Below are 13,660 nucleotides of genomic sequence, written 5' to 3' on the forward strand. Positions count from 1 at the left end.
GATATCATCGACAGATGATCTGCCCCTGCTCCGGAATGCCTCCGGGTACCGACTACGACGATTGCTGCCGCCCGGCCCTCGACGGTGAAACCTGGCCCACCACCGCTGAAGCGCTCATGCGCTCCCGCTACACTGCGTTCGTCCGCGGCAACGAAGACCACCTCTTCCGCACCTGGCACGCCAAGACCCGACCCGGCGATGTCGGCGTCGATGACGCCACCACATGGCTCGGCCTCGAAATCGTGTCCACCGCGGGCGGGGGAGTCGACGATGCCACCGGCACTGTGCACTTCCGCGCGCGATTCCGGGACCACCTCGGCGATCATGTCCTCGAAGAGAACTCCTCCTTCGTCCGCAGAGCCGGCCGGTGGATGTACCTCGAAGCCCTCGAGACCTGACCCGACTACTTCGAGAATCGACGATGGCTGTGCCTATACTGGTATCCGGCGCATCCAACGCCCAGCCGAGGTCGTGTTCCCAGCACACCGACCGCATGGCGAAGGGGAGAGAATCCTCGGACGAAACCGGCACGGTGATTTCCTGACCAGGTTTCGTGCTGGGGGAGACTTGGTCGCCAAAGGAAGCGACACCATGACCAAGGACAAGGATTTCAAGAATCTCGTTCGCACCCGGATGACCGAAACCGGTGAGAACTTCACCACGGCCCGCACCGCGCTGATCGCCGCGAAACAGACCGCCAACCGCAGTGCAGTGCCCGGGTCCACTACCGGTCGCGGAGCCACCATCGACCCGGAGATCGCACGGTTTCGGGCGAAGACACTGAGAACATTCATGCCCGACGGGCGCCTCGTCGCCATTCCGACGAAACGCCGCGCCCTCGTGCTCGTCCTCATCGAGGTGCTCGCCGCCCTTGAACCGGATCGGGTCTACAGCGAGAAACAGCTGGGCGCCATCCTCAGTGATTTCCACCCGGACTTCGCCCTGCTGCGGCGTGAACTCATCGACTACCGCCTGCTCGAACGCAATGCCCACACCGGCGAATACTGGGTCAACCCGAACCCGCCGACCCATACCGGATCGCAGGCGCAGGAGATGGCCGGACTCGAGGTATTTCTGCGCTGAACCGGCGACGGCGTATCCTTGAAGTTCGAAACACACACGGGCAGACACGAGGAGCATCCATGGCCTACCACGCCGATTCGACCGATCTCGACGAAAAAGAGATTCTCAGCTGGGACATGTTCGGCCGGTCGGCGCGGGAAATGGCACAGACCATCGCGGATTCCGACTACGATCCCGAGATCGTCATCGCCGTGGCCCGCGGTGGACTGCTGCCTGCCGGAGCACTGGCCTACGCCCTCGGGCTCAAGCTCTCCGACGCCATCAACGTCGAGTTCTACACCGACGTCCACGAGACCCTGCCGGATCCGATCCTGCTCGCCCCGATGCTCGACATCGAAGCGATCAAGGGCAAGAAGCTGCTCGTCGTCGACGACGTCGCCGACTCCGGACGCACCCTGGCCCTCGTCCTCGAGCTGCTGCGCAAACACGGCGCGGAAGCCCAGTCGGCCGTCATCTACGCGAAGTCCGCGTCGATCATCGACCCGGACTTCGTGTGGAAGCGCACCGATCAGTGGATCGTCTTCCCCTGGTCGGCCGAGCCGCCGGTCGAGCCCAGCAAGTAAGCCGACCGAATGGAGGAGACACGGGACATCGCCGCCCCGTGCGGACGTGTGCGTGCCCACGTCTTCGACGATGTGATCCGCGCACGGGGCATCCGCTATGCCCGGGCAGGCCGTTTCCTCCCTCCCGTCGATGAACCTCCGGTGGACGTCATCGACGGCGGTCAGCCCGGCCCGGCGAGCCCGCAGCTGCGCCGCGACCCGAATGCCGGAATGACCTTCGACCAGCTCGGTGGGCTTCCCATCAGCGAAGACTGTCTGCGCGTGAGCGTGACCATGCCGAAGGGCACCACCACCGAGGCGGGGCTGCCCGTCCTCGTCTGGATCCACGGCGGAGCCTACGTCGCCGGTGCCGGAGACGCGGAGATCTACAATCCGCACGCCCTGGCCGCCGAGCAGAACATCATCGTCGTCTCCGTGACCTACCGCCTCGGGGTCCTCGGATACCTCGGAACCGGGCGAGACGAACACCTCAACCTCGGAGTGCTCGATCAGATCTCCGCACTGCGCTGGGTGCAGAGGAACATCTCCGCCTTCGGAGGCAACCCGGACAATGTCACGGTCGCCGGACAGAGCGCCGGAGCAGACGCCTGCGCGCACCTCATGATCGCCGACGGGACCGCAGGACTCTTCCAACGGGTGCTCATGGCCTCAGCCCCCTTGGGACTGGCCGGCGGCACGGACGCAATGAACTGGGCGATGGGGAAAGTCGCCCAGAAGATCGACCCGGCAGCCGGCATCGATGACATTCTCCAAGCGCAGGAGGAAGTGCACAAAGCCGCCCTCGTCGGAGGCCTGCACGCCGGAATGTGCTTCGGCGTCCGCTACGGTCAGTACCCTTTGCCATCACGCTCGAACGCAGCCGAAGCCTGGGCTGCAGTCGCCCCGAAATTCGACGTCCTCATGACCCGCACGGAACGCGAGATGGCCTTCTTCGCCGGCTTCGTTCCCGCTCTGCGTCGCCTCCACGACCGCACACTGACCTCCCCGATGCTCGAATCCCTCATCTCCGGCATCACCTCGGCGGTCTACACCCGGGCCGGACGCGAATTCTACGACCGTCACCGGATGTCCGGCGGTCAGGGCGCCCGCCTGCTCATCGTCTCCCGCGGAGACGGCAGCTTCTTCGACGCCGCCCACTCCGGAGACCTCCCGCTGATCTTCCCCGGCGAGATCTGGCACGACTCCTTCCTCGACTACGGAAAGACCACCGATGTCGCCGGTCCCGAGCTGCGCCGGATCTGGGGAGAGTTCGCCACCTCGGGCAGCCTGCCGCGCGTGCGGGTGCCCGGCCTCATCGACATCATGGGCTGAACGATTCAACTGCACGATCACCGTCCTGCGTCCCCGGTCTGTCGTCTTTTCACAACTGTCGTGTCACCGGCGTGCACTACCGTTGGATCATGGACGCACATCAGATCTCGGCAGCCCGTCTGATCTCACAGGGACTCGTCGGTCCTCCGCCCTCATCCCCAGGAACCGGCCTCTCACCTGCCGGAGCCGTCGTGGAACATCTCGGCTGCGTCCAAGCGCAAGCCCTCGGCGGAGCGCTGGTCTCCGTCGCACTACGGCTGGGGCCCGACCTCACCGCGGGCGTGGCCGCCGTCCGAACCGCCATCGATTCCGGAGAGATCGTGCGTTCGTGGACTCAACGCGGCACCATCCACCTGACCACGGCCAAGGACATCGGCTGGATCCTCGGCCTCACCGGGGCGCGGACCATGAAATCCACGGCCAAGCGGCGTGAGCACTTCGGCATCACCGACGCCATGCTCGACACTGCAGCCGAACTCGCCACAGCAGCCATCCGGGAACGGGGGCCGCTGACGCGCGACGAGCTGCTCGACGCATTCGCTCCCATCGGCGCCGGAGACGAATACGGCCACGCCCGGTACCTCATCACCTCCCTGGCGCTGCAGAACATCATCGTCCAAGCCCCCATGATCGAGGGCAAGGACGACATGAAATACGTGCTCACAGCCGATTGGGTGCCCACACCTGCGAAGTTGGACGCCGACGCGGCCGACCACGAATGGATGAGACGCTTCGTGACCAGCCACGGACCGGTCACGGTCGACGACGCGGCACGCTGGACGGGACTGCCGAAGACGAGGATGAGAAAGGCCATTCAGGCCGGAGTCGATGCCGGCGAGATTGTGAGCTCCGATATCGACGGCACCGACTACGTGCACGCACCGGATCTGGAGGGCCGGCTGGCCGAATGGGAGGCTGCGGCGCAGGAGACCATGTTGCTGCCGGGATTCGACGAGATCATCCTCGGCTACAAGGATCGCAGCGCCACGCTCGACCCGGTCCACGAAAAACTCGTTGTGCCCGGCGGCAACGGAATGTTCAAGAACACAGTTCTGACCGGCACGCGTGCGCGCGCCACGTGGAAGCGATCACCTCGCAAGACCGGTCCGCGAGTCCTTGTCGACACATTCCCAGGGGAGAGAGTCGACCTGGAGGCCGTCGAATCGGTGAGCGCAACCCACTCGGCCTTCGTCTGAGAACGCAATCACGACCGACGATGGACGAACTCAACACGACACGCACACCGTTGGCCGGCCGGGTGGCCGAGACTGACAGGCCGGGATCGACGCCGCAGAACATCGCCGTCGGAATCATCCTCAACCCCAAACACCCGGCGACCCTGCGGGCGTATGCCGAACTGGTGCCGGAACTGCGCAACGCCGGCGCGCACTACCGAAGCATGACGACCACTGTCGAACGCTCCGGTCGGTGGCAGGCCGAACAGCTCATCTCGTGGGGAGCCGACACCGTCATCATCCTCGGTGGTGACGGCACCATCCGTGCGACAGCCCCCGTCCTCGCCGAGGCAGGGACTCCCACATTCCTCATCCCGACCGGGACCGCGAACGTGCTCAGCCGCCATATCGGCCTCCGATCCTCCAGACATGCAATCGATCTGTGCGTGCGCACGCTGCTATCGATCTCCCGCGACGGTCAGATGAACCTGTGTGGCATCCCGATCAATATTGCCGAATTCCAGACGGCCGATGGCAGACGGCATCGCACCGACTTCATCAGCCTCGCCGGAATCGGGGGAGATGCCCGGGCCGTGGCCCACCACCGGTCCGCTCCCGGACTGCTCGGCTACGCCTGGGGAGCCGCGCGAGCCCTCTTCGCCGCGGACTTCACCGCGAGCACGGCAGACAGCGCAAGCATGAGGGACACCGCAAGCATCAGGGACGCCGCAAGCATGAGGGACGCCGCCGGTATGAGGGACACCGCCCGCGCAGGGGAGGCAACCGCCTCGGGGCCGGTGTGGTCGGTGATGGTCTCGAAAGTGGCCCGGCCCGCAGGACCCATCGCCGTGTTCCCCGAGGCGCGGATCGGTGCTCAGACCTTCTCCATGCTCACCGTCGGCCCGTTCCCGCGCTCACCCATCGAGCGATGTCGAGCCTGGGCAGAAATCGCCGCAGCATGCCTGCGGGGCAGACCGGACGCTCACCGGCTCATGGACTATCGCAGTACGACCGTGACGACAGTCGCGGTCGAATCACCGGTCCCGGCTCAACTCGACGGAGACTTCATCGGCGACTGCCTGGAACTGCGGGTGAGCACCGGCGAGAAGACACTGCTGGTCTCAGCGCCGACGGCGTGAGGTGCCGAAGATTCCACGTGCGATCTCTCGTGCCGCGGTCCTTGCGAACTGTTTGAACGCCGAGGACTTCACCACCTGGGAAAACAGGTTCTCGTCGTCCTTCTTCGCCGACTTCTTCCCGGACGCCGACGCCCTTCGAGCGGATGAGCCGCACGGTCTGCGTCACCGGCTGGAGGAAGGCCTTCGACGGGCCGGCGAAGAGCAGGTGGGCTTCGTCGAAGAAGAACACAAGCGAGGGCTTGTCCGGGTCGCCGACCTCCGGCAGGTCCTGGAACAGGTCGGCCAGCAGCCACATGATGAACGTGGAGAACAGGGCCGGCGACTGACTGAGTTTCTGCAGTTCGAGCACAGAGACGATTCCGGCACCGTTGTCGTCGGTGCGCAGCAGATCAGCGGTGTCGAATTCCGGTTCGCCGAAAAACACGTCGCCGCCCTGGGCCGCGAGTTCGGAGATCTTGCGCAGGATGACGCCGACGGTGGCCTTCGACGCCCCGCCGAAGCCTTCGAGATCGGCTTTTCCCTCGTCGGAGTTGAGGAATTTACACAGCAGCACCGAGGTGATGGAGGAATTCTGCATGGATCCGCAGGTCCGTGCCCAGCTCAGGATGGAAGCTGGCACCCCACACCGAACCCTGCCGAACGAGGACGGGCACATCGTCATGACGGGCGAGCACCTCGGTGTCGGGCCCGAGTTCGAGGATCTGCGGAGCCCGGATGAATGTGCCCTCGACCGGTTCGTCCAGGCCATGGACAGTCAGCGGAGCGGTGAAGGACTCGCGTTGTCGACCGTAGGCGTTGCGGGCCACGGTGACGTCCAGGCCGCCGAGGCGGTCGTACCCGCCCAGCGAATCGTCGCTGAGCCGGTCGGCCAGGAGAATGAGCCCAGCGCACGTGCCGAAGACCGGCAGACCGCCTGACATGCGTTCGCGCAGTCTCGCGAAGAGATCCGTGCCGGCGGCGATGCGCACCATGGCTGTGGACTCTCCGCCGGGCAGGATGAGTGCATCGAGGTCGGCGAGGTGGTCGGACTTGGTGACCCTGAGGGTGTCGACCCCCAGGGAGCCGAGCATGAGCAGATGCTCACGGAAGGCTCCCTGGAGGGCGAGGACGCCGACTCTCACCAGCCGCGCTCGGCCAGGCGGTGCGGTGAGGGGACATCGGCGACGTTGATGCCGACCATCGCATCGCCGAGCCCGCGCGAGGCCCTGGCCACTGCGTCAGAGTCGTCGAAGTGCGTGGTCGCCTCGACGATGGCCTTCGCACGAGCCTCCGGGTTGCCGGACTTGAAGATGCCGGAGCCGACGAAGACGCCGTCGGCACCGAGCTGCATCATCATCGCAGCATCTGCCGGGGTGGCGATGCCGCCGGCGACGAAGGTCACGACGGGCAGACGGCCGAGGCCGGCGACCTGCTTGACCAGATGGTACGGGGCGGCGATCTCCTTGGCCGCGACGTAGAGCTCGTCGTCGCTCTTCGCCCCCAGTGCACGGATCTCGGAGTTGATGGTGCGCAGGTGGCGCATCGCTTCCGAGACGTCACCGGTGCCCGCTTCGCCCTTCGAGCGGATCATCGAGGCGCCCTCCTGGATGCGGCGCAGCGCCTCACCGAGGTTGGTCGCACCACAGACGAACGACACTGTGAAGACGGACTTGTCGATGTGGTTGACATAGTCGGCAGGGGAGAGGACCTCGGATTCGTCGATGTAGTCGACACCGAGGGTCTCGAGAATCTGGGCCTCGACGAAGTGTCCGATGCGGGCCTTGGCCATCACCGGGATGGATACGGCACCGATGATCGAGTCGATGAGGTCGGGGTCGCTCATCCGCGCAACGCCGCCCTGTGCGCGGATGTCGGCGGGGACGCGTTCGAGGGCCATCACGGCGGAGGCACCCGCGGCCTCGGCGATGCGTGCCTGCTCTGCGTTGACGACATCCATGATGACGCCGCCCTTGAGCATCTGAGCCAGTCCGGTGTTGAGCAGGGTCTGTGTTTCGGTCATTGTGGTGCAAGTCCATTCACTGTCGCGGAGTCGATCCGGGTCGACGAGGGCGAACAGAACCGAGCGATCTCGGTCTGCTGCCCAGCGTCGGAGGGATCGTGTTTCTTCGGAGTGAACGGCCGTTCCAGACCAGCCTAAACCGATGAGTGGCTCAATCAGAGAGCCAGAAACATGCCAGTATTTTAGGCCAGACGGTCATGGCCGTTCTATGATCGACCGATGGTCACGAAATCGCGGCACGGCACCCGGGCCGAGGGCATCGCCCTGCCGGTGAACGTCGACAGGCGACTGCCGACTCCGCTGCCGGATCAGCTCACTCAGGAGCTGCGTCGTCTCATCTCGGACGGGACTCTGCACCCGGGGGACGCGGTGCCCTCGAGCCGTCGTCTGGCCACACACTTGGGGATCTCCCGCGGCAGTGTGGAGACAGCGTATGCGCAGCTCGCCGTGGAGGGTTTCCTCATCGCCGCCGAGCGTTCGGCGACGCGGATCAATCCCGAGCTGCCGGCCGCTTCGACACCTGTGCCTCAGCGCAGAAGCATCCCGGACTCGCCGAGGCGGCGGCTGCGCAACTATGTCGACCTGCGTCCGGGATTCGGCGGTGACGATCCTCTGCGTGAGCCGGCATTTCGCCGGGCGTGGAGGGAGTCGCTCGACGTCGATCCGGGGCCGATCGATCCCTTGGGCCAGCCCCGGGCCCGGTGGGCGATCGCTGACCACCTGCGGCTGACGCGTGGGATGGCCGTCGATCCGGACGAGATCATCCTCACCAGCGGGTCTCGTGACGGTCTGCGTCTGCTGCTGAGCGTCGGCGTCTCCGGGTCCATCGCCGTGGAGAACCCCGGATTCCCCGGTCTGCGTCAGGCGATGACCGACCAGCATCTCGTGCCCCTGGACATGGTCGGTTCCTCGCCGGCACCGGCCGATGTGGGTGCGGCCGTCGTGACGCCGAATCACCAGTTCCCGCACGGAACGCCGATGCCGGTCGACCAGCGTGCGCGTCTGCTCGATTGGGCGGTGCGGGGTGATGCGCTGCTCATCGAGGACGACTACGACAGTGAGGCACGGTTCACCCGCACCGTGCTGCCGACCCTCTTCGATCTCGCCTCATCGACCGGCAGCAGCGCACAGGTCGTCCACATCGGCACCTTCTCCGCTCTGCTGACCTCGGCCGTATCGACCGGGTACGTGATCGCTCGCGGACCGATCGCGGAGCGGCTCATGAGCATGCGCGCGGCCCTCGGACCGGCGTTCTCACCGATTCTGCAGATGGCCATCGCCTCCTACCTCGGCTCCGGTGGGCTGCGCCGTCGCATCTCCCGTGGTCGGCGACGACTCCGGTCCGCCGAGGAGGTCGTGTCCGAGATCGGTCCGATTCCCGGTCTGGTCCACGACGGTCGCACGCTCGTCATCGAAACGTCTCAGGAACAGGCCGCGACACTGCTGCGCGGGCTGGCCGAGCGCGGCATCCTTGTCGCCTCTCTGGCCCGCGGCTGGACCGGCGGCGATGAAGTCAGGCACGGCCTGGTCATCGCACATTCGAATGTCGAGGCGTCTGTGCTGCGGGAGGCCTTGGGAGAGGTGAAGACCCAGTTGAGTAGGATTCAGTCATGAGGAATTCCGGGTTTGCTGTCGACGGCATCATCAAGCTGCTGCTGGCCGTGGCCGGCTTCATCTTCCTCGGTGGGCTCGAGGACTTCTTCCTCGCCCCACGCTGGCTGGTCATCACCGCTCTGGTGCTGCTGTTCCTGAGCGCCGCCCCCCAGATCTCCTATGCCGTGACCAAGGGAGAGAAGCGCTATCTGAGGTTCCCGATGGTCTTCGACGCCCTTGTCATCGTCGCTGTCGTCGTCGGCCTCATCCTCGCGGCGGCGAGCAATCCGACCGGTGCCTGGATACTCTTCGGACTTGTCGGTGTGGGCTCATTGGGCATCGCCGTGGTCTTCACGACCGGCGAGAACGGCCCGTCGTTCAGCGACGACGAGGCGCAGACCTCCTGAGCGGGGCGAAGCGTGCGGCGCGGGGCGAAGCGTGCGGCGGGGCGGTCAGCGGTTGAACGCGATGGCCGCGATATGACCGTCCGGAATGCCGTCGGCGAGATCGTGGATGTCGACATCGGGATGCGGTGAGTTCGGGTGCGGCCCGGCGCCGATGTAGTCGAGACCGGGGTCGCGAGCCAGGCCGGTGCTCAGTGCTTTGAGGAACGCTTCGGTGCGCGCCCACACGCGGACGAAGCCGGCGGCGAAGTCGTCGTCGGGAAGCTCGTCGAGCTCAGCACGTTCTCTTTCGTGAAGCAGCTGCATCGCCTCGAGAGCGACCTCACGTTCGGGGATCGCTTCGATGTCGAGTCCGACCGGGTCGTCGGAGACGGCGACGAGGACGAGGCGACGAGACCTCGAGACCGAGAACTCGCACTCGTCGTGGCGCGGTTTGCCCGCTGAATCGAGGCGGATCTCGATCGCGGCGGGATCCTGATCCAGATGCGCTCCGAGCACGTGGCGGAGGACGACACGACCGGCAGACCAGGTGGCGGCCGCCTCGGCGTCGAATTCCTGTGCATAGTTGCGTTCCTGCTCGGTGAGCACGGAATCGTCATCGCGTGCCCACGCCGCCTCCGCCGAGGTATCGGCGAGGACGAGGGTGACGGGGAGGTCTGTGCGCAGTTCGGTGAAACTGGGGTGGTGCGCCATCGATCAGCGGCCCAGGGCCTTGTTGATCTTCTTCAATTTGCGGCCCAGGACGAAGATCCGCACCGAACCGATGATCCCGGCGATGAGGATGCCCCCGATCGCAGCGAAGAGCATCGCCACGCCCAGGGGGAGTTCGAACTGCCAGCCGAAGTACTGGAACTCGGCCGGGACGTTGTTCTGCAGAATGAAGATGAGCAGCAGGACGACGATGACGGCGCCGAGGATGAGGGAGACCCACATGCCCGCCGACATTCCCGAACCGGCCTTCGCCGATGGCAGCTCGCCGGTGTGTCCCGCCGGAGGCTGCGTCTGTTCATGCTGCTCGTGCGGGGGCATCTCCCGAGTCTTGTCCACCGCAGCGGTCTCGCCCGTCGCGGGAGTATCGCTGCCGAGGACTGAATCGGTTTCGGCCAGGAGCTCTTCGGGCGTCTGCGAATCGCCACGCGGGTCTTGAGTGCTCATGCGCCCCATCATAACTGCTGATAGGGCGGTGAGGTCAGGAACCCAGAAGGAGAGTTCAGGAACACAGAACGAGTCCCGGCAGATGACTGCCGGGACTCGTTCTGTGTTCCTATCGGACGATCAGATGATCACCCGATGACTCGTCCAGTCGATCAGACGGTCTTGCTCAGCGACGAGATGATCTCGTTGAGCGTGGCCGAAGGCCGCATGGCGGCTTCGGTCTTCACGTCGTTCGGGTAGTAGTAGCCTCCCAGATCGACGGGGCTGCCCTGCACCTCGAGGAGCTCGGCCACGATGGCGTCCTCCTTCTCGGTCAGTGCCTTCGCCACGGGAGCGATGGCCTCGGCCAGAGCTTCGTCCGAGGTCTGCTCGGCCAGCTGCTGGGCCCAGTAGAGGGTGAGGTAGAAGTGGCTGCCGCGGTTGTCGATCTCGCCGACCTTGCGCGACGGCGACTTGTTCTCCTCGAGGAACTTGCCGGTCGCGGCGTCGAGGGTGTCGGCCAGCACACCGGCCCGCTCGTTTCCATGGACGTTGAACTCGTGGCGGAAGGATTCGGCCAAGGCGAGGAACTCACCGAGAGAGTCCCAACGCAGGTGGTTCTCTTCGACGAGCTGCTGCACGTGCTTCGGAGCGGAGCCGCCGGCGCCGGTCTCGAACAGTCCGCCGCCTGCGATGAGCGGAACCACGGAGAGCATCTTCGCCGAGGTACCGAGTTCGAGGATCGGGAACAGGTCAGTGTTGTAGTCGCGCAGCACGTTGCCGGTCACCGAGATGGTGTCCTTGCCCTCACGGATGCGGTCGATGGAGAACTGAGTGGCCTCCACCGGGTTCATGATGCGGATGTCCAGGCCCTCGGTGTCGTGGTCACGCAGGTACTCCTCGACCTTCGCCTTGATGTTGCGGTCGTGGGCGCGGGTCTCATCGAGCCAGAACACGGCCGGGGTCTCGGACAGGCGGGCACGGGTGACGGCGAGCTTGACCCAGTCGCGGACGGGGATGTCCTTCGTCTGGCAGGCGCGCCAGATGTCACCGGCGGCGACCTCGTGGCTCATGAGCACCTCGCCGGCGGAGTTGACGACCTCGACGGTTCCGGCCTCCGGGATCTCGAAGGTCTTGTCATGGCTGCCGTACTCTTCGGCCTTCTGCGCCATGAGACCGACATTGGGCACGGTGCCCATGGTCCGCGGGTCGAAGGCACCCTTGGCCTGGCAGTCCTCGATGACGGTCTGGTAGACGCCGGCGTAAGAGGAGTCGGGGATGACGGCCAGAGTGTCCTGGGTCTGGTCATCCTTGTTCCACATCTTGCCGCCGACGCGGATCATTGCGGGCATCGAGGCATCGACGATGACGTCGGAGGGCACGTGGAGGTTCGTGATGCCCTTGTGCGAGTTGACCATGGCCAGGTCCGGTCCGTCGGCCAGCCCCTTCTCGATACCGGCCTTGATCCCGGCAGCCGCATCGGCGGGCAGGGTGTCGAGTCCGGCGAGGATGGCGGCCAGTCCGTTGTCGGAGGTCAGCCCCGCCTCGGCGAGGGCGTCACCGTATTCGGCGAAGACGTCGGGGAAGAAGGCTTCGATGACCTTGCCGAAGAGGATGGGGTCGGAGACCTTCATCATCGTGGCCTTGAGGTGGACGGAGAAGAGGACGCCGTCGGCCTTGGCCGCGGCGATCTGGTCCTTGACGAATTCGTCGAGGGCTGCGGCGTTCATCTTCGTCGAGTCGACGATCTCGCCGGCCAGGACGGGCAGGGACTCCTTGAGGACCGTCGTCTCTCCGGCGGCGGTGCGCAGGCGGATCGACAGGGTGTCATCGGCCTCGATGATCACGGACTTCTCGTTGTCGCGGAAGTCTCCCGATCCCATGGTGGCGACGCGGGTCTTCGAGTCGGCCGACCATTCGCCCATCGAATGCGGGTGAGCCTTGGCGAAGTTCTTCACGGCCTGCGGAGCGCGACGGTCGGAGTTGCCCTCACGCAGCACCGGGTTGACGGCCGAGCCCTTGACCTTGTCGTAGCGTGCCCGAACGTCCTTCTCCTCATCGGTCGAAGGCTCTTCCGGGTAGGCAGGCAAGTCGTAGCCCTGCGACTGCAGTTCGGCGATCGTCGCCTTCAGCTGCGGGACGGAAGCGGAGATGTTGGGCAGTTTGATGATGTTGGCATCAGGGGTCTTGGCAAGTGCGCCCAGCTCGGCCAGGGCGTCGCCGACCTGCTGGTCTTCGGGCAGACGGTCGCTGAACTGGGCCAGCACGCGTGCGGCGAGAGAGATGTCTCTGGTCTCAACCTCGACACCGGCCGACGTGGCGAAGGCTTCGATGATCGGTTTGAGCGAATACGTCGCCAGAAGCGGCGCTTCATCCGTGCGCGTGTAAATGATTTTAGCCATAGTTAAGGACCACTCCGCATCTTCTTGGGGTTTATCGCCCTCCATCCTACCTTCTGGGCCATTTCGGTAGGCGGGCCAGTCCGATGAGGGTGCTCACATCGATGAGTGGCACCCGGTAGTCTTCTGTGTCGGCACGGACAACAGAAAGAGGACGACAGTGGCCAAACTCTACTTCCGGTACGGGGCGATGAATTCCGGCAAGTCGACCGCTCTTCTGCAGGCGGCCTTCAACTACGAGGAACGCGGCCAGCGCGTGCTGCTGGCCAAGCCCCTGATCGACACCAAGGGCGCATCGCAGATCGTGTCCCGATTGGGCGTGACCCGTGAGGTCGACTTCGTCATCCCCGCCGACGGCGACGTCGAGCGGATCTACGCCGAACATGCCGACTATGTCGACCACGATGCCCTCATCGAGTCCATCGATGCCCCGAAGATCCCGGTCGCGTGTCTGCTCATCGACGAAGCGCAGTTCCTCAGCCCCGTCCAAGTGGATTCGCTCATGCGCATCGCGACCGCCTCCTCGGTGCCGGTGATGTGCTACGGAATCCGCACGGACTTCCAGACGAAGGCGTTCCCCGGTTCGGCCCGACTGCTCGAGATCGCGCACACCCTCGAAGAACTCAAGACGATCTGCCGCTGCGGTCGCAAGGCGATGTTCAACGGCCGCCTCGTCGACGGAGCGTTCATCTTCGACGGCGATCAGGTCGCCATCGACGGCAATTCCGTGACCTATGAGTCGCTGTGCCCGAGCTGTTATCTCGAGTACTCCGGCGGTAGGCTGTCAACGACAGACTCCTGACCGATCCCGACTCAGCTTTCCCGTCGAATCCAGCGCGTCGACCCCGTCGTCACCAGTC

General features: G+C 65.2%; 14 protein-coding genes and 1 pseudogene. 9 read left to right on the top strand and 6 right to left on the bottom strand.

Annotated elements, in window-relative coordinates:
* Positions 1 to 14 precede the first annotated feature (14 nt).
* The 6 genes from CXR29_RS07135 (at position 15) to CXR29_RS07160 (ending at position 5,271) form a co-directional block, all read left to right on the top strand.
* Positions 15 to 398: a YchJ family protein gene (locus CXR29_RS07135; protein ID WP_240811969.1), complete on the top strand. Its 384-nt coding sequence runs from the start codon at positions 15 to 17 to the stop codon at positions 396 to 398.
* A 193-nt stretch (positions 399 to 591) separates the two neighbouring features.
* Entirely contained in the window at positions 592 to 1,083 is a 492-nt protein-coding gene (locus CXR29_RS07140; RefSeq protein WP_101593743.1) for a DUF2087 domain-containing protein, read from the top strand.
* Positions 1,084 to 1,142: 59 nt separating this feature from the next.
* Complete coding sequence (locus tag CXR29_RS07145) at positions 1,143 to 1,646, top strand: phosphoribosyltransferase (RefSeq protein WP_025778180.1); 504 nt, start codon at positions 1,143 to 1,145, stop codon at positions 1,644 to 1,646.
* 9 nt (positions 1,647 to 1,655) lie between these two features.
* The gene (locus tag CXR29_RS07150; RefSeq protein WP_127364229.1) at positions 1,656 to 2,957 is read left to right on the top strand and encodes a carboxylesterase family protein; all 1,302 of its coding nucleotides are present in this window, start codon (positions 1,656 to 1,658) and stop codon (positions 2,955 to 2,957) included.
* A gap of 89 nt (positions 2,958 to 3,046) precedes the next feature.
* Positions 3,047 to 4,153 carry a winged helix DNA-binding domain-containing protein gene (locus tag CXR29_RS07155; protein WP_127364230.1) on the top strand — a complete coding sequence of 369 codons (1,107 nt, stop codon included), beginning with the start codon at positions 3,047 to 3,049 and terminating at the stop codon, positions 4,151 to 4,153.
* A gap of 20 nt (positions 4,154 to 4,173) precedes the next feature.
* Entirely contained in the window at positions 4,174 to 5,271 is a 1,098-nt protein-coding gene (locus tag CXR29_RS07160; protein ID WP_127364231.1) for a diacylglycerol/lipid kinase family protein, read from the top strand.
* A 121-nt stretch (positions 5,272 to 5,392) separates the two neighbouring features.
* On the opposite strand, the pseudogene CXR29_RS17620 reads toward CXR29_RS07160, so the two are convergent.
* From CXR29_RS17620 to pdxS, 3 genes and pseudogenes are all read right to left on the bottom strand, one after another.
* Positions 5,393 to 5,812: pseudogene (locus CXR29_RS17620) on the bottom strand (helicase HerA-like domain-containing protein); the annotation flags it as partial.
* Positions 5,811 to 6,392 (bottom strand): pyridoxal 5'-phosphate synthase glutaminase subunit PdxT, encoded by a 582-nt coding sequence (gene pdxT, locus CXR29_RS07170; RefSeq protein ID WP_338142540.1) that lies wholly within the window; start codon positions 6,390 to 6,392, stop codon positions 5,811 to 5,813. The gene pdxT and the pseudogene CXR29_RS17620, both read right to left, overlap by 2 nt.
* Positions 6,389 to 7,270 (bottom strand): pyridoxal 5'-phosphate synthase lyase subunit PdxS, encoded by an 882-nt coding sequence (gene pdxS, locus CXR29_RS07175; protein WP_127364233.1) that lies wholly within the window; start codon positions 7,268 to 7,270, stop codon positions 6,389 to 6,391. The genes pdxT and pdxS overlap by 4 nt, the downstream gene beginning before the upstream one ends.
* Before the next feature lie 219 nt (positions 7,271 to 7,489).
* Here pdxS and pdxR point away from each other — a divergent pair, with 219 nt between their 5' ends.
* Positions 7,490 to 8,884 (top strand): MocR-like pyridoxine biosynthesis transcription factor PdxR, encoded by a 1,395-nt coding sequence (gene pdxR, locus CXR29_RS07180; protein ID WP_127364234.1) that lies wholly within the window; start codon positions 7,490 to 7,492, stop codon positions 8,882 to 8,884.
* Complete coding sequence (locus CXR29_RS07185) at positions 8,881 to 9,270, top strand: hypothetical protein (protein ID WP_127364235.1); 390 nt, start codon at positions 8,881 to 8,883, stop codon at positions 9,268 to 9,270. The genes pdxR and CXR29_RS07185 overlap by 4 nt, the downstream gene beginning before the upstream one ends.
* 45 nt (positions 9,271 to 9,315) lie before the next feature.
* Here the strand turns inward: CXR29_RS07185 and CXR29_RS07190 are convergent, their stop codons facing one another.
* The 3 genes from CXR29_RS07190 to CXR29_RS07200 all read right to left on the bottom strand — a co-directional run bounded on the left by CXR29_RS07190 (position 9,316) and on the right by CXR29_RS07200 (position 12,803).
* Positions 9,316 to 9,960, bottom strand: coding sequence for a 4'-phosphopantetheinyl transferase family protein (locus CXR29_RS07190; protein WP_101593730.1), 645 nt, complete (start codon positions 9,958 to 9,960; stop codon positions 9,316 to 9,318).
* Positions 9,961 to 9,963: 3 nt separating this feature from the next.
* Complete coding sequence (locus CXR29_RS07195; RefSeq protein ID WP_127364236.1) at positions 9,964 to 10,422, bottom strand: LapA family protein; 459 nt, start codon at positions 10,420 to 10,422, stop codon at positions 9,964 to 9,966.
* 152 nt (positions 10,423 to 10,574) lie between these two features.
* Positions 10,575 to 12,803, bottom strand: coding sequence for an NADP-dependent isocitrate dehydrogenase (locus tag CXR29_RS07200; protein ID WP_127364237.1), 2,229 nt, complete (start codon positions 12,801 to 12,803; stop codon positions 10,575 to 10,577).
* Between the two features lie 157 nt (positions 12,804 to 12,960).
* On the opposite strand from CXR29_RS07200, the gene CXR29_RS07205 reads away from it, so the two are divergent.
* Entirely contained in the window at positions 12,961 to 13,602 is a 642-nt protein-coding gene (locus tag CXR29_RS07205) for a thymidine kinase (protein WP_025776993.1), read from the top strand.
* Positions 13,603 to 13,660 lie beyond the last annotated feature (58 nt).

Origin of the sequence: Brevibacterium linens (assembly GCF_003999335.1) — a bacterium.
In the GTDB taxonomy this organism is placed as follows: Bacteria; Actinomycetota; Actinomycetes; order Actinomycetales; family Brevibacteriaceae; genus Brevibacterium; species Brevibacterium linens.